The following is a 16,497-nucleotide window of genomic DNA, read 5'->3' as shown; positions in this document are numbered from 1 at the left end:
TTCAGAAGGCTCCCGCACGGGAAGCCGCCAAGCAAAACCGCGCGTCGACCAGAAGGAGGGCCCATGGCCCGGTACGAGCTGCCCGAACTCGATTACGACTACGGCGCTCTCGCGCCCTACATTTCGGGCGAGATCAACGAGCTGCACCACAGCAAGCACCACGCGACCTACGTCAAGGGCGCGAACGACACGCTGGACAAGCTCGCCGCCGCGCGCGAGGCGGGCGATTTCGGCTCGATCGTGGGCCTGGAGACGACGCTGGCGTTCAACCTGGCCGGGCACGCCAACCACGTGGTGTGGTGGAAGATCCTGTCGCCGGAGGGCGGGGACAAGCCGACCGGCGAGCTGGCGGCGGCGATCGACGAGGCGTTCGGGTCCTTCGACAAGTTCAAGGCCCAGTTCACCGCGGTGTCGACCACGATCCAGGGCAACGGCTGGGGCGCGCTGTCGTGGGACCCGATCGGCAAGACGCTGATCACCCAGCAGCTGCGCGACCACCACAACAACCTGATCCTGCCGACCACGCCGATCCTGCTGGTCGACGTGTGGGAGCACGCGTTCTACCTGGACTACAAGAACGTGAAGCCGGACTACGTCAACGCCCTGTGGAACATCTTCAACTGGGCCGAGATCAGCAAGCGCTTCGACAACGCCGTCGCCGGCGGCAACGGCCTCCTGCTCGGCTGAGGCCTGCGGCGCCACAGGGGCCCGGCCTCGCCATGGCCGGGCCCCTGTTATTTCGCTTGACCTGGAGTGCACTGGAGGTGTGAGAGTGGAACCCATGGACGTCGACGCCTATCTCGCTCGCCTGGACCTGCCGGTGCCTCCGGCGGCAGACCTGGCCGCGCTGCGCCAACTGCAGGAACGTCACCTGATGCACGTCCCGTTCGAGAACCTGAGCGTGCACCTCGGGGAACCCGTCGAACTCACTGAAGAAGCACTCTTCGACAAGCTCGTGCGCCGCCGGCGCGGCGGATTTTGCTACGAGCTGAACGGTCTTTTCGTCGCCCTGCTGCGAGAGCTGGGCTTCGCCGCGACGCTGCACGCGGCTCGCGTCTTCAACGACGCCGGCGTGCCCGGCCCGCCGCTGGACCACGCCGCCATCCTCGTCCAGCTCGACGACGAGCAGTACCTGGTCGACGTCGGCTTCGGCAAGTTCAGCCGGCAGCCGCTGGCGCTGTCCGCGGTCGAGCCGCAGAGCGACCCAGAGGGCGACTTCCTCCTCCTGGACGCCCCGTACGGCGACGTGGACGTCCTGCGCGACGGCAAGCCCGAGTACCGCCTTGAGCGCCGCCCGCGGCAGCTGTCGGACTTCGGACCGATGGCGTGGTGGCAGTCGACGTCGCCGCAGTCGCACTTCACGCAGACCCTGACCTGTTCCCGCCCGACCGCCCAAGGCCGGGTGACGCTGTCCGGCGACCGGCTGATCGAGACGGTGGACGGCGTGCGTCACGAGGTGCTGCTGCCGAACGACGAGGCCGTGCGATTGGCGTATCACGTGTACTTCGGCCTGCGGCTGCGCCGGTTGCCGGTGCGGCCGGGCGAGCATCCGCTCGGGGCCTCCGGCGACGCGCTGGCGACGTCGTGAGTGTTTGTCGCGGTTAGAACCGTGATGAACACTCACGACCCACCCGCTGGACCCTCTTGCCCAATCCGCCCTGCCCCCTGACCATGAACAGAGCCCCGCATCCCGGGGTTCCCAGGTTGCGGGGCTCTGTCCGTTCCCGAACTGACTGCCGCTCCCACCACGAAGCGGACATGTATGAGGTTAGCCTAACCTCATCAACGGAAGCAAGACCGTCCCAGCGGAGACCTCAGTCTCACCCGCCCGAGTGACAACTTTCGGCGGCCTCCGCTGCCTCTGACAGCCATTACCGCAGGTCAGACCCGTTCCCGAGGCAGAATCCGCAGGCCGTTGCCGAGCCGCCGGGGCAGCCGGACGCCGCCGCGCCGGATCAGGACCACCGCGCACACCACCGCCGCGATCGCCGAAATCGCGCCGCCGATGTAGAACGGCGACCGGCCGCCGAACGCGTCGGCCATCCAGCCGGTCATCGGCCCGCCGATCGGGTTTCCGCCGATCAGCACCAGCACGTAAATGCCCATCACGCGGCCGCGCATCTCCGGCGACACCGACGTCTGCACCAGCGCGTTCGCCGTGTTCAGGAAGGTGATCGTGGCGAAGCCGAGCGGGATCAGCCCGATCCCGAACGCCAGGTACGTCGGCATGAACGCGGTCGCGAACTCGAACACCCCGAGCAGCGCCGCCGACACCAGCATCAACCGCACCCTCGGCTGGCTCTTCACCCCACGCCTCGCCGATGCCAGCGCGCCGGTGAAAGTGCCGACCGCGACGAGCGTCGACAGCAGGCCGTAGCCGTCGGCTTGGGTGTGGAAGACGTTCGCGGCGACGATCGGCAGCGACGTGAAGTAGGTGATGCCGAACGTGCTGACGAAGAACATCAGCACCATGACGGTCACCAGATCCGGCCGTCCGCGCACGTAGCGCAGGCCTTCCAGCAGCTGGCCCTTGGCGCGCGGGATCGCCGGGCCGCGGAACAGCTTCGCCGGGTTCATCAGCGCGACCCCGGTGATCACCGCGAGCGTGCTCGCCGCGTTCGCGATGAACAGCCAGCCGGTGCCGACCCAGGTGATCGCGAAGCCGGCGATGGCCGGTCCGACGATGCGCGCCATGTTGAAGATCGACGAGTTCAGCGCGACCGCGTTCGCCACCTGGTCGCGGCCGACCATCTCGGCGACGAACGACTGCCTCGTCGGCACCTCGATCGCCGAGGTCGTCCCGAGCATCACGCAGAGCAGGTAGACGTGCCACAGCTGGGCCACGCCGGTCAGGTCGAGCACGCCGAGCAGCACCGCCTGCAGGCAGTTCACTGCCTGGATGAGCATCAGCAGCTTGCGCTTGTCGACGCGGTCGGCGAGCACGCCCGCCCACAGCGACAGCAGCAGCGTCGGGATGAACTGCAGCGCGACCGCGACGCCGAGCGCCACCGGATCGTTGCCCGACAGCGTGAACACCAGCCAGTCCTGGGCGATGCGCTGCATCCAGGTGCCGATGTTCGAGATCACCTGGCCGCTGAAGAACAGCCGGTAGTTCCGCACGCGCAGCGACGAAAACATCGTGCGGCGGGACTTGGTCTCCGGAGATTCCGTGGTGGTCTCAGCGGCGGAAGACGATTTCCCGGCCGCTGCGGAACGGGGGCCGGGTGGAGCGGAACCGGACGGCGGCGGTGCCGTGTCCCGGGTAGCAGTGGATTGGGCCGGACATCCTGTTTCGCTACCCGTGGTGGTCACCTGTGCTAGTTCCCCGCCATCCTGTCGATGATCTCCGCGGCTCGGGAGAGCACTTCGAGCTCCTCCTCGCCGAGTTCGGCCAGTTGCCGGTCCAGCCACGCCTCCCGCACCGAGATGGCCTTGCGCACGAACGCGAGCCCGTCGTCGGACAGCTCGACGATGGCTTGGCGGCCGTCAGTCGGGTGCGGCCTGCGCTCGACGAACCCCATCTCCTCGAGCGCGGCGATGACCCTCGTCATCGAGGGCGGCTGGACGCCTTCCTTCGCGGCGAGCTGACCTGGGGTCAGCGGACCGCACTTGTGCAGGGTGGACAACGCCGCGATCTGCGTGAGCGACACGTCGTCAGCCACCCGCTGTGCCCGGAGCCTGCGGTTGAGCCGCACCACCGCGAGACGCAAGCGGCTCGCCAAGGAACGCTCGTGCGGGTCGCCGGACATATAGTTAGCATACCTCACGACCTGCGCCCGGTGTTTACGCCGGTCAGCTGAGTGCGGCCTCGATCGGACCGACTGCGAAGTACGCGATGAACGCGACCGCGATCACCCACATGAGCGGGTGCACCTTCTTCGCCTTGCCGGTGACCGCCTGGATCACGACGTAGCTGACGAATCCGGCGCCGATGCCGTTGGCGATCGAGTAGGTGAACGGCATGACCACGATCGTCAGGAACGCGGGCAGCGCGATCTTGAAATCGGTGAAGTCGATGTCGCGGACCTGCGCCATCATCAGCGCGCCGACCACGACCAGCGCCGGAGCGGCCGCCTCGACCGGAACCACCTGGTAGAGCGGGGTCAGGAACATCGCAGCGATGAACAGCAGGCCGGTGACGACGTTCGCCAGGCCGGTCCGCGCGCCCTCCGCGATGCCGGACGCGGATTCCACGAAGACCGTGTTCGAGCTGGCCGAGCCGAAGCCGCCGGCCGCGCCCGCGAGGCCTTCGACGAACAGCGCCTTGCCGACGTTCGGCAACTGGCCGTCCTTGCCGACCAGACCCGCTTCCTTGCCGAGGCCGGTCATCGTGCCCATGGCGTCGAAGAAGTCGGCGAGGACAAGTGTGAAGACCAGCAGCACCACGGTGATGATCGGCAGCCGGGTCCACGCGCCGAACGACACGTCGCCGACCAGCGACAGGTCCGGGAGGCCGACAACCTTGCTCGGCAGCGCCGGGTAGCCGAGGTTCCAGCCCTTCGGGTCAGTGCCGTTCGACGGTCCGGCCTTCACGATCGCCTCGACCACGATCGCCAGCACCGTCGAGCCGAGCACCCCGATCAGGATCGCGCCCTTGACGCGCTTGGCCACGAGCACCGCGGTGAGCAGCAGACCGACGACGAACACCGCGGTCGGCCACGAGGCGATGGAACCGCCGATGCCGAGCCCGACCGGAACCGTGGTGTGCGCGTCGTCCGGCAGCCGGCGCACGAACCCGGCGTCGACCAGTCCGATCAGGCAGATGAACAGCCCGATGCCGACCGCGATCGCCGATTTGAGCGCGGGCGGCACGGCGCGGAACACCGCGGTGCGGAAGCCGGTGAGCACGAGCAGGACGATGATCACGCCCTCGATGACCACCAGGCCCATCGCCTCCGGCCAGCTCATCTGCGGCGCGATGGTGACCGCGAGCAGGCTGTTGATGCCGAGCCCGGTGGCGATGCCGAACGGATAGTTCGCGACGAGGCCCATCAGGATCGTCAGCACGCCGGCGACCAGCGCGGTCACCGCCGCGACCTGCGGCACCGGGAGGATGTGGCCGAGGACGTCCTTGTGCGCGGACGGGGTGTCCGCCGCGAAACTGCCGATGATCAGCGGGTTGAGGACCACGATGTAGGCCATCGTCACGAACGTGACCACGCCGCCGCGGATCTCCCGTCCGGTGCTCGACCCGCGTTCGCTGATCCGGAAGAAGCGGTCCAGAGTGGACCCGGCCCGTTCGCGCTGCTCCGCCATTTCCCCGCCTGTCTCGCTGTTTCCGTCCGGGTAAACTCTGGTCCGTGGACGAACCGACCAGTGCCCCGGACGCTCCGGCCGCCTTGCGGCACACGCCGGACCTGCCGAAGCGGCTCACCGACCTGACGCCGGTGGTGATCGTAGGTACTGCGCTCTGGCTTGTCGCGCTCGTGGTGCTCTTCTTCACCAGCGGGGGCGTGTGGTTACAGACGTGTATCGCCGGGATCGCGCTCGGGTTCATCGGATTCGGGATCATTTTCTGGCAGCGCGCGGCGGCTCGGCGCGGGTCCAAGTCGGCGCAGCGGCTCTGACGGTCGTGCGTGTTTAGGCCGGTTCTAACCGGCCTTGTCACTCACGACGTCAGTTCAGCATCGTGCGCGGTGCGGGGTCTTCCAGCAGCGCGGTGATGCGGTAGCGCTCGCCCCAGTGCTCGCTCGCCCAGGCGAAGGCGCGCGCCAGCCCCTCGGACGTGTCGGCCGCGTGCAGCCGGTCGTCGGACCACCACGGCACCTCGGCCGTTTCGCCGTCGACCGACACGGTGAGCGGATCGTGCAGCAGCACGCCGCCGTCCGGCAGCGGGATGCCGAGCTGATCCGCCGCCAGCGCGAGGGCAGGCAGATCCGCCCACGCGACGTACTCGCCGGTGCTCTCGACCTCGGCCTTGAGGCTGCTCGCGACCGGGACGTCGAGGAGCTCCGCCAACCGCTCCGGCTCGACCGGCGCGACGATGATCCTCGCCGGTTCGAGCGCCGCCGCGACCCACGGCACGTCCAGGACTACGGCTTCCTCGACGACGCTCCCGTCCGCCGCACGGACTCGCGCTGGCGCGTCGACGTCGGACACGGCTATCGGCGCGGCCACCAACGCCGCGTGCGCACGGGCGACCAGACCCGGCGTCGGCGTGCGTTGCGGATCGCCGAGCCTTTCGAGCAGATCGGTGACGTCTTCCGCGGTCTCCAAATCCAGCCCGGTCCGGACACCTACCGCGCGGAGCAGATCGTCGCTCAGCTCAAGATCCGGCACCGCGTCATAGAGCCCCGCCAGCGCGGTCGCCGAAGCGAGCCGCCACGCGCCGGGCGCTTCCCCGGCCAGCAGGGCGTAGCGCGCGAGCCACCACCCCGCGTGGCCGTCCGGGCTGTGCAGCGCCTGCCACGTTTCCGGACGCGCCGCGATCAGCCGGAGCGCGTCGGGCCAAGCGTCGTCCGCGACGAGGTCAAGGTCCCGAATGGACACCACCGTCGTCGGCGGCTGCTCGAACGAATCCCACCACTGCTCTTCGTCCGGCAGGTGATGATCGGGTTCGTGCGGCTCCTCGTCCAGTACGACCGCGAACGAGTCGAGCACCTTCGCCGCGACGAGCGTTTCGGTCGGCCAGTCCTCCGCGAATTCCTCGTCCAGCACGGAAAGCGCGCCACCGGGCTCGAACACCTCGGGGTCGATCACTTCCAGCAACGGCGACGTCGGCAGCATCAGATCGTCCGCGCGTCGCCAGCCGTCCTCCGAGGGAAGCGCGAGCGCCCCGATCCACTCCGGTGCCTGGTTGCCGCAATCCGCGACCAGCCGAAGCACCGCACCGGCGAGGTTCATTCCGTCCAAACCGGACTGAACGTCGGTGACACTGTGCTCTACCGCGTACTGCAGTTGTTCCGCTTCGAGCAGCTGCTGTGCGTCAGCGTGCTTGGCCCCCAACAGTTCCAGCAATTGATGCACCGCACCCGGATGCACCAGCCGAAGTCCCGGAACGTCCACATCGGACAGCAGTTCGCGAAGCTCGCTGCTGCCGTCGACGAGCAGTGCACCCTTGACGCCCGGCAACGTCCGCCCGTCCGACAACGGAACCGGCAGCCCGTCCAGCTGATTCGCGCTGAGCGCGTGGCTTTCGACCGCGACCGCCAGCGCGGCGTACAGCTGCTGCCACCATTCGGGCTCGCGGTCGATGCCAGTCAGGACTTCAAGAACGTCGCCGATGCCGAGGATGTTCGCGGACACCGGCTTGAGCAGTCGAGGATTCGCCTCGACCAGCCCGGGGATGACGTCCGCCAGCAACGGAGCCAGCCCGTCGACATCGAGCACCCGAGCCTGCTGGCCGGAAACTTCCTGACCGTCCACTGTGGCCAGCCACGGCTTCCGCGCGAGCTCGGCGTACACCAGCTCTTTCAGCTTCGCGTCCACAGTGGACTGCGGAAATCCCGCCGCAGGAACCAAAGCTGGCCGATGCTCTGCCTTTACCGCCCTGACCAGCTCGACATACTCGCTCGCCGCCTTCTCCAACGCGCGAGTGAGCTCTTCTCCGGGAAGCACCCGCCGCCGAGATGGTTCCAACGGCACTTCCGCGATCAACCGAGCCGGAAGCGAAAGCCCCTCGTCGGTCGGCGTCGGCGCGTGCAGCAAATCTTCCTCAAGCGGCCGCGGAACCCCTTCGGCATCAACCGGAACCGCCCAGACGCCGTGCTTCAGCCAGCGCTGGTGCCCGCTCGGCGAAGTGATCTCGACGATCTCCTCGCCGCTCCGAGTCCACTTGCGACCGTCCACTTCGGCCTCAGCGAGCCACGGCAGAGCGAGCAAGAGATCCTCGATCTCGTTCGCCAGCCCGTCGAGCAGCTCGGCCCCGGATTCCTTGAGCGGCAACCGCACCTCGGTGACAAACCCGTCGCTCGGCTGCTCCGCGATGGGAAACGGCAGCCGCAAGACTGGAACGTCGCCGTCCCGCCCGGATTCCTCCCGCGTGCGCTGCGCCGAAAACGCAACCCCACCGGAAGTAGAGACGACTCGAGGCTCGTCAGTGACGGTGAGAACGGCCGCGAACCCGACGCCGAACCGCCCGACGGTCCCTTCCTTGGCCGACGCCCGCAACGAAGCCAGCGATTCGACCCCGCGGACGTCCAACGGCGCACCGGTGTTCGCGAACCGCAACTCACCGTCCACAACGGACACCCGGATCCGCCCCGGTTCACCCGCGATCTGCGCGGCGTCGGCGGCATTCTGTGCAAGCTCGACGAACAGCCGATCGCGATACGCGCCGACGCGAAGGTCGCGCTCGGAGTTGGTGTCCTCGATGAAGCGGGTGGGCGAATCGCGCCAGGCGCTCAGGACCGCTTCCCGCAGACGGACTGTCCCGAACGGATCAGCCGCTCCCCCAGCGACTTCGCTCACCGGAGGACATCGCTCCCGTCGGAGTCGCCGTGCTGCTGCTCGGAGTTCTCTTCGCCGTCGGCCGGAGCAGCGTCCGGCGTGACCGACTCGACGACAACCTCAGCAGCAGTACCCGCCGCCGAACCCTCGACCGGTGCCTCGCCCGCAGCCTCAGGAACGGTCTCGGCGGGCACGTCAGCCGTGGTGTCCGCAGCTGCATCCGTCGTCGCGGTCTCCGCCGCAGCCGGCTCGGCGGCGGTGTCCGCCGCCGACTCCGCAACCGGCTCGGCCACCGTGTTCTCCACCGGCTCCTCGGCCGCAACCTCGGGGGCAACCTGCTCGGCGGGCACGTCAGCCGCTGCCTCTGCGGCTGCATCCGTCGTCACGGTCTCCGCGGCGACCGGCTCAGCGGCAGCCGACTCCTCGGCCGCAACCTCAGTCCCGGCTTCCGCCGCAACCGGCTCAACCGCGTCCGAAGTTTCAGTCGCGTCCGAAGTCTCGACCTCGTCCGAAGCTGCCTCCGAAGCCGCAGCCTCCTCGACAGCCACTTCCGCAGCCGCCTCGGGCTCCACCGCCGCCACCGTGGCCGTCTCCTCAGCCGCAGCAGCCGCCGCTTCCTCCACCACGACCGGGTCCGCCACAACCTCCGGCTCCGGAGCCGCCTCCGGAACCGGCGTGAAGTCGATCAGCGAATCGTCGTAAACCAGTTCCGCGACCGGGACCGAGGAGGTCACCTCGACCCGCACCTCCGAGTGCGCCCCGCACCCGTACGCCACGTCCACGACATGCCCGTCCGCGGGCGCGATGTCGTTCGTGCACGCACCGAACGCACCGCGCAGCGAACCCGCCAGCGGCACGAAGAAACCACAGGTCCCGCAGGTCGCGGGCGCGCTCCGGGCCATGTCCGAGCGCGGGCCGAACTCGCCGCTGTGCCAGCGGGCGGCCGCGTCCGCCCGGCCGTAGCGCGAGAGGACCTGCACCCGGCCGAGGCCGACCTCGTGGGCCGCTTCCTCGACGGCCGGGTCGTCCGACTGGAGGTACGCGGGCGAGAGGCGCGGGTCGTCTTTGTCCGCGGGGAACAGGTCGCCGACGCCGAGGTCGCCCGCCCGCACCCGCTGCTCCCACGGCACCCAAGCGGGCGCGACCAAGGCCTCCGGGCCTGGCTGCAGCACCAGTTCGCTCACCGTGACCGGCTCGTCCGGTCCGGCCACCGCGACGGTGACCGACCAGCGCCAGCCCCGGTACCCGGGCACCGACGCCTCGAAAAGGTGGCTCGCGGAAACCGCGTCCTCGCGCTCCACCCCGACGTGCTCGCCGACCTGTTCAGCGGGGGCTTCCGCCAGCACGGCCTCCCGCGCGACCGCCACGGCGTCCGCGAGCTTCCGGTGGAGAGAGCCGTCGTCCAGGGTCAACAGCAGCGTCATACCCCCAATTGTGCCGCACGCATCCGCGCCGCCCGTGCCAGGCTGTTCCTCGTGCGAACCCGGATCGTCTGGCCCCTGGTGGCCGCTGCCCTGCTCGGCGGATGCGCGGGCACTCAAGCCACGCCCGCCCAGCCCGAACGGCTCACCGTCCAGGTGCTCGGGACGCTGCCGCACGACTCGACCGCCTTCACCGAAGGGCTCGAGTACTCCGGCAGCACGCTCTACGAGAGCCGCGGCCTCGAAGGGCAGTCCTCACTCACCGCTGGCCCGGCCGGCGGAACTCCAGCCAAACAGGTGACAGTTCCCTCGCCGTTGTTCGCCGAGGGCATCACCGTGCTCGGGCCGAAGCTGTGGCAGCTGACCTGGCGCGACGGAATCGCCATCGAGCGCGACTCCCAGACGCTCGCCGAACTGCGGCGCGTCCATTACGACGGCGAGGGCTGGGGTCTCTGCCACCAGCCCAACGGGCGGCTGGTGATGAGCAATGGGTCGTCGCAGCTCACGTTCCGTGATCCGCAAACGTTTGCGGTCACCGGTTCCGTCGAGGTCGGCCAGGACCAGCTGAACGAACTGGAGTGCGTCGGCGACTCCGTCTACGCAAACGTTTGGCAGACCGGCACCATTCTGCGCATCGACGCGAATACCGGACGGATCACCGCGAAGATCGACGCGGGCAGGCTCCGCACGCCGACCCGGCCCGGCGAGGACGTGCTGAACGGCATCGCCGCGATCCCCGGCACGGACGAATTCCTCCTCACCGGGAAGCTGTGGCCGTCGTCGTTCCGCGTGAAGTTCGTCCCGGAAAATCAGCGAACCGGCACGTGAGCGGGCGGGGCGGGACCCCGATGAGGCAGGATTGAACCGTGGCACTCTTCAGCTCGCGCTCCGGTTCCGACAGCCCCCTCGGCGGGCAGTCGGGCAAAGGCCGTGGGAAGAAGAAGCGCCGCTGGACTCCCGAGCCCGGCGCGGCGCAGGCCCGGTCATGGCGCGACTCCCCGCCGACCCGGGTCGATCAGTCCGTTGACCAGCGCGTTCGCCAGGCTCCGCCGCAGTACGCGCCGGAGCCGCCGAGGGCCCGGCCGGAGCGCATCCCGCCCGAACCGCCGCGCGGCCGCCCGGCCGAACCGCGGACCGAGCACGTCGATCAACGTCCTCCCCGCGGCTATCCCGGACGGCCGGAGCCGCGCAGCGCGTTCTACGACGACGCGCCGCCGTTCCACCCGAACGCCGAAGAAGCGCCCACCGGCGCGGTCCCGATGGGACACCGTCCGCCACCGCCCCCGCGCGGCGCCCGGCCGTATCCGCCGCGCGAGCACCGCACCGAGCCCGGCCACCCGCGGCCGTACGACGACCGTCCCGGGAGCGCCGGTTACGAGCACTACGACACCGGCGGTTACGCGGGCGAACCCCGGGTCGAGGACGAGCAGGACGAGGCCTTCAACACCAGCGCGGTCGCCGGTGCGGGGTCGGTTCCGAAACTGCCGAAGAAGCTCACCGTCACGCGGGTCGCCGCGCTGCGCAGCCGTCAGCTGAGCGGACGGGCGGTCGGCGCGTTCCAGCGCGCCACCAAGGCGGACGGCGCGGACAAGTCCGGTCTCACCTCGCTGATGTACGCGGTGATGCTGAACTACGCCAGCGACGCCGCGATGGCGATCGCGCTGGCCAACACGCTGTTCTTCGCCGCGACCAGCGGCGAGAGCAAGGGCAAGGTCGCGCTGTATCTGCTGATCACGATCGCGCCGTTCGCGCTCGTCGCGCCGGTGATCGGCCCGGCGCTGGACCGGATCCAGCGCGGCCGCCGGCTGGCGATGTGCGTGTCGTCGCTCGGGCAGGGCCTGATGGCCGTGGTGATGGCGCTGCACTTCGACGACTGGCTGCTGTACCCGGCGGCGCTCGGGATGATGGTGCTGTCGAAGTCGTTCACCGTGCTGAAGGCCGCGGTCACGCCGCGCGTGGTGCCGCCGGAGATCACGCTGTCGAAGACCAACGCGCGGATCACCGTGTTCGGCCTGATCGCGGGCGGCGCGTTCGGCGCGCTGGCCAGCGGCGTGAGCGGCCTCACCAACTCTTCCGGCGCGCTGTGGTTCACCGCCGCGATCTGCGTGGCCGCGGCCGTGCAGTCGATGCGGATCCCGTCGTGGGTCGAGGTGACCGAGGGCGAGGTCCCGACGTCGCTGTCCGCGCGGCCGGAGCCGAAACAGAAGCGGCAGCGCCAGCCGATGGGACGGCACATCGTCGTTGCCTTGTGGGGCAACGGTTCTGTCCGCGTGCTGACCGGGTTCCTGATGATGTTCGCCGCCTTCGCGGTGAAGGCGCAGACCGAGCACGCCGGGCACAGCCCGTTCGTGCAGCTGCTGTTGCTGGGCATCATCGGCGCCGCGGCGGGCGTCGGCGGATTCGTCGGCAACGCGCTGGGGTCGCGGCTGCACTTCGGTTCGGCGGACCAGGTGATCGTGGCCTGTGTGGCGGCGTGTGTCGTGACGACGTTGATCGCGACGCTGCTGCCCGGCCTCGCCACAGCGGCGATCGTCGGCCTCATCGGCGCGACGGCCAGTGCGCTGGCGAAGATCAGCCTCGACGCGGTGATCCAGGAGGATCTGCCGGAACAGTCGCGCGCGTCGGCGTTCGGGCGTTCGGAGACGGTGCTGCAGCTGTCGTGGTGCTTCGGCGGCGCGGTGGGGCTGCTGCTGCCGCCGACGTACTGGATCGGCTTCCTGACCGTGACGCTGTTGCTGGCAGTCGGCCTGGCACAGACGTTCCTGGTGCAGCGCGGCGGTTCGCTCCTGCCCGGCCTCGGCGGCAATCGCCCATTGCGCCCAGAGCCGACCGGCAGCTTCCCCGCTCCGGGGCCCGCGCGAGGCCGCCGGTAATCTCGGGCCATGCGACGTTCCCGGGTGGTGGCCGTGCTCGCGGCCGGTGGTTTCGCGGTGGCCGGCTGTTCCGCGCCGGGCCCAGTCGAGGTGACTTTCTACGGCGACGGGCACACGATCACCGCCGCCCCGATCGGCAACTGCGACATCAAATCCGGCGTCTGCGCGGCCAATCCCGGCGCGACGGGCAAGCTCAAGGTGCGCCCCGGCCGGTCGGTCCAGATCTCGGTGCCGAAGGAAATCGCCGAGACGCCCTGGAAAGTCACCGTGCAGTACGTGAACGGCAAGGGCGAGCCGCAGCCGCTCAAGGAGGACATCATCACCTCCCGCGACCGCTACGCCTACACCGCGACCCCGCCGGCGAAGGACGACCAGATCGTGGTGGTCGAGATCGCGCAGGCCTCGGTGATCAGCCGCACCGGCGACCCGAACGACGCCGAAGCGGTCACGACGGCGCTGTGGTCGCTGCAGGTACAGCCTGCCTGATTTTCTTGGCACAGCAGTGAAGGGCTCCGCGCCGGGATTCCCGCGCGGAGCCCTTCACTGTCTTCAAGCAATGGCGCGGCCGATCACGGGTCGAGGTCGCGCGCGACCGCGCGCATGATCTCCGCGATCTGCTTCGTGTTCTTGCGATCCGGGTACCGATTGCGCCGCAGATCCGGCTGGACCTTGAGTTCCAGCAGCTTGATCATGTCCTCGACGAGGCCGTGCAGCTCCTCCGCGGGACGGCGGCGCGCCTCGGCGACCGACGGCGGCGGGTCCAGCAGCCGGACGGAGAGCGCCTGCGGCCCGCGCCTGCCGTCGGCCACGCCGAACTCGAGCCGCTGTCCGGCCTTCAGGCCCTCGACGCCCTGCGGCAGCGCGGCCTTGCGGATGTAGACGTCGGCACCGCCGTCTTGCGTGACGAAGCCGAACCCCTTCTCCGCGTCGTACCACTTGACCTTGCCGGTCGGCACTTCCCTCACCAGTCCTTCTGCTGTGCAGGTCACGACGAACGCGCCCCGAGCGATCTCGAGGCGCGCGTCCGGCAAGCGTATCTCGCCACAGGCGCTGGGGAGAAGCGGATAGTCCCGTTACTCTCACCCCATGGAGAACGCACCCAAGCAGACCGGCAAACCGATCCTCATGCGGCTCGGCATCGGCCTGTTCGCCATCGGCATGCTCGCCGTGGCGACGGTGTTCGTGCTGTTCGCCGCCGGACTCGAAAACCTGCCGGTGTGGCTCAGCGCGGCCGCCGGGGTGATCACCCCGCTCGGCCTGCTGCTCGGGCTGATCGCCCTGATCCAGGAAGCCCGCGCCGGGAAGCACGGCTGACCAGCGCTTACACCGCGGTCTCCACGAACGTCCTGGCGAACCACTCCGGGAATTCGACCAGCGAGTCGAACACCACGTCCGCGCCCTCGGCGGCCAGTTCCTCCCGGGTGCACGGCCCGGTCGCCACGCCCACCGACACCGCGTTGGCCGCTCGCGCGCCCCGTACGTCGCCGAGGTGATCGCCGACGTACGCCCGTGCTCCGTGTTCCAGCAGGGCCGCCGCCTTCTGCGTGGACCACAGCTCGCCCACCAGGTCGTCGACCTTCATCCCCAGCGCGTCGAGGTGCATCTGCGCGTTGGGCCCGTACTTGCCGGTGACCACGACAGTCCGCCCGCCCGCCGCGCGGACCGCCTCCAGCGCCTCGGCCGCGCCCGGCAGCGCGACCGTGCTCGGCACGACCGTCTCCGGGTACAGCTCGCGGAACTGCCAGATCAGCTCGGGGATCCGCTCCTCCGGCGCGCCGAACTCGCGCAGCGCCTGATCGAGCGGCGGCCCGAGGTTCGCGGCGAACGCCTCTCCGTCGAACGGCAGCCCGGACTTCTTTCCCAGCGCGTTCATCGCCGCGACCATGCCCGGCCGCGGGTCGATCAATGTCATGTCGAGGTCGAACCCCACCGTGATGCCCACGTCCCACACGGTAGCCGTCCGCACCGACAATTCCGGCGGGCATTTGTACACGTGCACCATCCAGGTAAAGGTTCTTGACACAGATTCAGTCTGTGTCAAGCTGACGGTGTGACCAGCTTCACCGAGCGGACCAAGGCGACGCTTCGCGAGACGCTGCTGGACGCGGCCGCGGATCTGCTTCCCGACCGCGGCCACCAGGGCCTGCGAATGGCCGACGTGGCCGCGAAAGCCGGGGTCAGCAGGCAGACGGTCTACAACGAGTTCGGCAGCAAGGCGGCGCTCACGCAGGCCGTCGCGCTGCGCGTCGCGGCGGAATTCCTCGACGGCATCCGCTGCCGGTTCGAGGACGCCGAGAGTTTGCTCACGGGCATCCGCGGCGCAGTCGTCTACACGATCGAACACGCCAGGGAGAACCGGCTGATCGCCGCGGCACTCGGCACCGAGGCCGGCGAGGATCTGCTGCCCCTGCTGACTTCGCGCGGCGAACCGATCCTCGCCGCGTCGGCCGAACTCGCGACGCAGCAGTACCTCGCGCTCGAACCCCGGCTCACGGCCGACGCCGCCGCACTGCTCGCCGAAACGGTGGTCCGGCTGTCGCTGAGCCACCTGGTGCTGCCGACGCACACCGCGTCCGAGGCCGCCGAGTCGGTCCTCGCGGTGCTCGCCCCCGCCATCGACCAATTCGTCCACAATGGAGTGAAACGAGAGGGCCAGTCATGACCGAGACGCTTCCGGAGCTGCGCAGCGGATTCTCGTCCCTGCGCAAGGGCGGGCTGAACTGGGACTCGTTCCCGTTGCGGCTGTTCGTCAAGGGCAACAAGAAGTTCTGGAACCCGGCGGACCTCGACTTCAGCCAGGAACGCGCGGGCTGGGAAAGCCTGACGCCCGAACAGCAGCGCTCCACCACCTACCTCGTGGCGCAGTTCATCGCGGGCGAGGAGGCGGTGACCGAGGACATCCAGCCGTTCATGCGCGCGATGTCGTCCACCGGCCGGTTCGGCGACGAGATGTACCTGACGCAGTTCTGCTTCGAGGAGGCCAAGCACGTCGAGGTCTTCCGGCGCTGGATGGACGCCGTCGGGCTGGACGACGACCTGCACCCCTACGTCGCGGAAAACCCGCACTACCGCAAGCTTTTCTACGAGGAGCTGCCGCAGTCGCTGCGCGCGCTGGAGGCCGATCCCAGCCCGCTCAACCAGATCCGCGCGAGCGTGACGTACAACCACGTGATCGAAGGCAGCCTCGCGCTCACCGGGTACTACTCGTGGCAGCTGATCTGCACGCAGAACCAGATCCTGCCGGGAATGCAGGAATTGGTGCGCCGCATCGGCGACGACGAACGCAGGCACATGGCGTGGGGCACGTTCACCTGCCGCCGGCACGTCGCCGCGGACGACGCGATGTGGGACGCCGTGCAGGAACGCATGGGCGAGTTGCTGCCGCACGCGCTCGGCATGATCCAGTGGGTGCAGGACCAGTTCGAGGAAGTCCCGTTCGACAACGACCCCGAGGAACTGATCCAGTACGCCGCCGACCGCGCCCAGCGCCGCCTCGGCGCGATCGAATCCGCGCGGGGCACGCCGGTCGAGCAGATCGACCTCGACTACTCGCCTGAGCAACTCGAGGACACCTTCGGCGAGGAAGACGAAAAGGCCCTCGCTGAGGCCGCCGCGGCCGCTTCCGCCTGACCCTCTCGTGAGTGTTTATGCCGGTTCTAACCGGCATAAACACTCACGAGGCCGCGGTGCCCTGCGGGTTCGGGTGGTGCGCGGTCTTGCGCCCCAATGTGGCATTGGGTGCGCTGGACGCACCGAACGCCACATTGGGTGCGTCTGACGCACCCAATGCCACATTGGGGTTTTCTCAGCAGCGG

General features: G+C 69.2%; 16 protein-coding genes. 9 read left to right on the top strand and 7 right to left on the bottom strand.

Features of this window, described 5'->3' with window-relative positions; all coding sequences use genetic code 11:
- The first annotated feature begins 63 nt into the window (after positions 1 to 63).
- Positions 64 to 687, top strand: a complete 624-nt coding sequence (locus AB5I40_RS31220) for a superoxide dismutase (protein WP_237599121.1) — start codon at positions 64 to 66, stop codon at positions 685 to 687.
- A gap of 94 nt (positions 688 to 781) precedes the next feature.
- The gene (locus AB5I40_RS31215; RefSeq protein ID WP_370933806.1) at positions 782 to 1,588 is read left to right on the top strand and encodes an arylamine N-acetyltransferase; all 807 of its coding nucleotides are present in this window, start codon (positions 782 to 784) and stop codon (positions 1,586 to 1,588) included.
- A 293-nt stretch (positions 1,589 to 1,881) separates the two neighbouring features.
- Here AB5I40_RS31215 and AB5I40_RS31210 read toward each other — a convergent pair whose 3' ends face one another.
- From AB5I40_RS31210 to AB5I40_RS31200, 3 genes are all read right to left on the bottom strand, one after another.
- Positions 1,882 to 3,138 carry an MFS transporter gene (locus AB5I40_RS31210; RefSeq protein WP_370933805.1) on the bottom strand — a complete coding sequence of 419 codons (1,257 nt, stop codon included), beginning with the start codon at positions 3,136 to 3,138 and terminating at the stop codon, positions 1,882 to 1,884.
- Between the two features lie 179 nt (positions 3,139 to 3,317).
- On the bottom strand, positions 3,318 to 3,749 hold the full coding sequence (locus AB5I40_RS31205; protein WP_009083883.1) for a MarR family winged helix-turn-helix transcriptional regulator: 432 nt from the start codon (positions 3,747 to 3,749) through the stop codon (positions 3,318 to 3,320).
- Positions 3,750 to 3,792: 43 nt separating this feature from the next.
- Complete coding sequence (locus AB5I40_RS31200) at positions 3,793 to 5,256, bottom strand: NCS2 family permease (RefSeq protein ID WP_370933804.1); 1,464 nt, start codon at positions 5,254 to 5,256, stop codon at positions 3,793 to 3,795.
- Positions 5,257 to 5,339: 83 nt separating this feature from the next.
- Here AB5I40_RS31200 and AB5I40_RS31195 point away from each other — a divergent pair, with 83 nt between their 5' ends.
- Positions 5,340 to 5,567 (top strand): DUF2530 domain-containing protein, encoded by a 228-nt coding sequence (locus tag AB5I40_RS31195; RefSeq protein WP_037361579.1) that lies wholly within the window; start codon positions 5,340 to 5,342, stop codon positions 5,565 to 5,567.
- Between the two features lie 49 nt (positions 5,568 to 5,616).
- On the opposite strand, the gene AB5I40_RS31190 is transcribed toward AB5I40_RS31195, so the two are convergent.
- Positions 5,617 to 8,409: a sacsin N-terminal ATP-binding-like domain-containing protein gene (locus AB5I40_RS31190; RefSeq protein ID WP_370933803.1), complete on the bottom strand. Its 2,793-nt coding sequence runs from the start codon at positions 8,407 to 8,409 to the stop codon at positions 5,617 to 5,619.
- Complete coding sequence (locus AB5I40_RS31185) at positions 8,406 to 9,812, bottom strand: DUF3027 domain-containing protein (RefSeq protein ID WP_370933802.1); 1,407 nt, start codon at positions 9,810 to 9,812, stop codon at positions 8,406 to 8,408. Before AB5I40_RS31185 ends, AB5I40_RS31190 begins: the two co-directional genes overlap by 4 nt.
- Before the next feature lie 51 nt (positions 9,813 to 9,863).
- Between AB5I40_RS31185 and AB5I40_RS31180 the strand changes: the two genes are divergently transcribed.
- Genes AB5I40_RS31180 through AB5I40_RS31170 form a run of 3 tightly spaced genes read left to right on the top strand, consistent with a single transcriptional unit; the run spans position 9,864 to position 13,168 of the window.
- Positions 9,864 to 10,637 carry a glutaminyl-peptide cyclotransferase gene (locus tag AB5I40_RS31180; protein ID WP_370933801.1) on the top strand — a complete coding sequence of 258 codons (774 nt, stop codon included), beginning with the start codon at positions 9,864 to 9,866 and terminating at the stop codon, positions 10,635 to 10,637.
- 38 nt (positions 10,638 to 10,675) lie between these two features.
- Positions 10,676 to 12,682, top strand: a complete 2,007-nt coding sequence (locus tag AB5I40_RS31175) for an MFS transporter (protein WP_370933800.1) — start codon at positions 10,676 to 10,678, stop codon at positions 12,680 to 12,682.
- A gap of 9 nt (positions 12,683 to 12,691) precedes the next feature.
- Entirely contained in the window at positions 12,692 to 13,168 is a 477-nt protein-coding gene (locus AB5I40_RS31170; RefSeq protein ID WP_370933799.1) for a DUF2771 family protein, read from the top strand.
- Between the two features lie 83 nt (positions 13,169 to 13,251).
- Here the strand turns inward: AB5I40_RS31170 and AB5I40_RS31165 are convergent, their stop codons facing one another.
- Complete coding sequence (locus AB5I40_RS31165) at positions 13,252 to 13,638, bottom strand: cold-shock protein (protein ID WP_240601315.1); 387 nt, start codon at positions 13,636 to 13,638, stop codon at positions 13,252 to 13,254.
- A 130-nt stretch (positions 13,639 to 13,768) separates the two neighbouring features.
- Here AB5I40_RS31165 and AB5I40_RS31160 point away from each other — a divergent pair, with 130 nt between their 5' ends.
- Entirely contained in the window at positions 13,769 to 13,996 is a 228-nt protein-coding gene (locus AB5I40_RS31160) for a hypothetical protein (RefSeq protein ID WP_370933798.1), read from the top strand.
- 7 nt (positions 13,997 to 14,003) lie between these two features.
- Here the strand turns inward: AB5I40_RS31160 and AB5I40_RS31155 are convergent, their stop codons facing one another.
- Entirely contained in the window at positions 14,004 to 14,624 is a 621-nt protein-coding gene (locus AB5I40_RS31155) for an HAD family hydrolase (protein ID WP_370940646.1), read from the bottom strand.
- Positions 14,625 to 14,732: 108 nt separating this feature from the next.
- Here AB5I40_RS31155 and AB5I40_RS31150 point away from each other — a divergent pair, with 108 nt between their 5' ends.
- Both AB5I40_RS31150 and AB5I40_RS31145 read left to right on the top strand, forming a co-directional pair.
- On the top strand, positions 14,733 to 15,344 hold the full coding sequence (locus AB5I40_RS31150; RefSeq protein WP_370933797.1) for a TetR/AcrR family transcriptional regulator: 612 nt from the start codon (positions 14,733 to 14,735) through the stop codon (positions 15,342 to 15,344).
- Positions 15,341 to 16,312 (top strand): R2-like ligand-binding oxidase, encoded by a 972-nt coding sequence (locus AB5I40_RS31145; protein ID WP_344264812.1) that lies wholly within the window; start codon positions 15,341 to 15,343, stop codon positions 16,310 to 16,312. Before AB5I40_RS31150 ends, AB5I40_RS31145 begins: the two co-directional genes overlap by 4 nt.
- The last annotated feature ends 185 nt before the right edge of the window (positions 16,313 to 16,497 follow it).

The sequence above is a fragment of the Amycolatopsis sp. cg13 genome, assembly GCF_041346965.1.
GTDB lineage: Bacteria > Actinomycetota > Actinomycetes > Mycobacteriales > Pseudonocardiaceae > Amycolatopsis.
The sequence above is the reverse complement of the archived record's forward strand: the minus strand, read 5'-3'. Positions and strand labels throughout refer to the sequence as shown.

Excerpts from the sequence above, each read along its gene's own strand:
- AB5I40_RS31220 (WP_237599121.1), top strand. The coding sequence starts at position 64 with ATGGCCCGGTACGAGCTGCCCGAACTCGATTACGACTACGGCGCTCTC.
- AB5I40_RS31215 (WP_370933806.1), top strand. The coding sequence starts at position 782 with ATGGACGTCGACGCCTATCTCGCTCGCCTGGACCTGCCGGTGCCTCCG.
- AB5I40_RS31210 (WP_370933805.1), bottom strand. The coding sequence starts at position 3,138 with ATGTTTTCGTCGCTGCGCGTGCGGAACTACCGGCTGTTCTTCAGCGGC.
- AB5I40_RS31205 (WP_009083883.1), bottom strand. The coding sequence starts at position 3,749 with ATGTCCGGCGACCCGCACGAGCGTTCCTTGGCGAGCCGCTTGCGTCTC.
- AB5I40_RS31200 (WP_370933804.1), bottom strand. The coding sequence starts at position 5,256 with ATGGCGGAGCAGCGCGAACGGGCCGGGTCCACTCTGGACCGCTTCTTC.
- AB5I40_RS31185 (WP_370933802.1), bottom strand. The coding sequence starts at position 9,812 with ATGACGCTGCTGTTGACCCTGGACGACGGCTCTCTCCACCGGAAGCTC.
- AB5I40_RS31170 (WP_370933799.1), top strand. The coding sequence starts at position 12,692 with ATGCGACGTTCCCGGGTGGTGGCCGTGCTCGCGGCCGGTGGTTTCGCG.
- AB5I40_RS31160 (WP_370933798.1), top strand. The coding sequence starts at position 13,769 with ATGGAGAACGCACCCAAGCAGACCGGCAAACCGATCCTCATGCGGCTC.
- AB5I40_RS31145 (WP_344264812.1), top strand. The coding sequence starts at position 15,341 with ATGACCGAGACGCTTCCGGAGCTGCGCAGCGGATTCTCGTCCCTGCGC.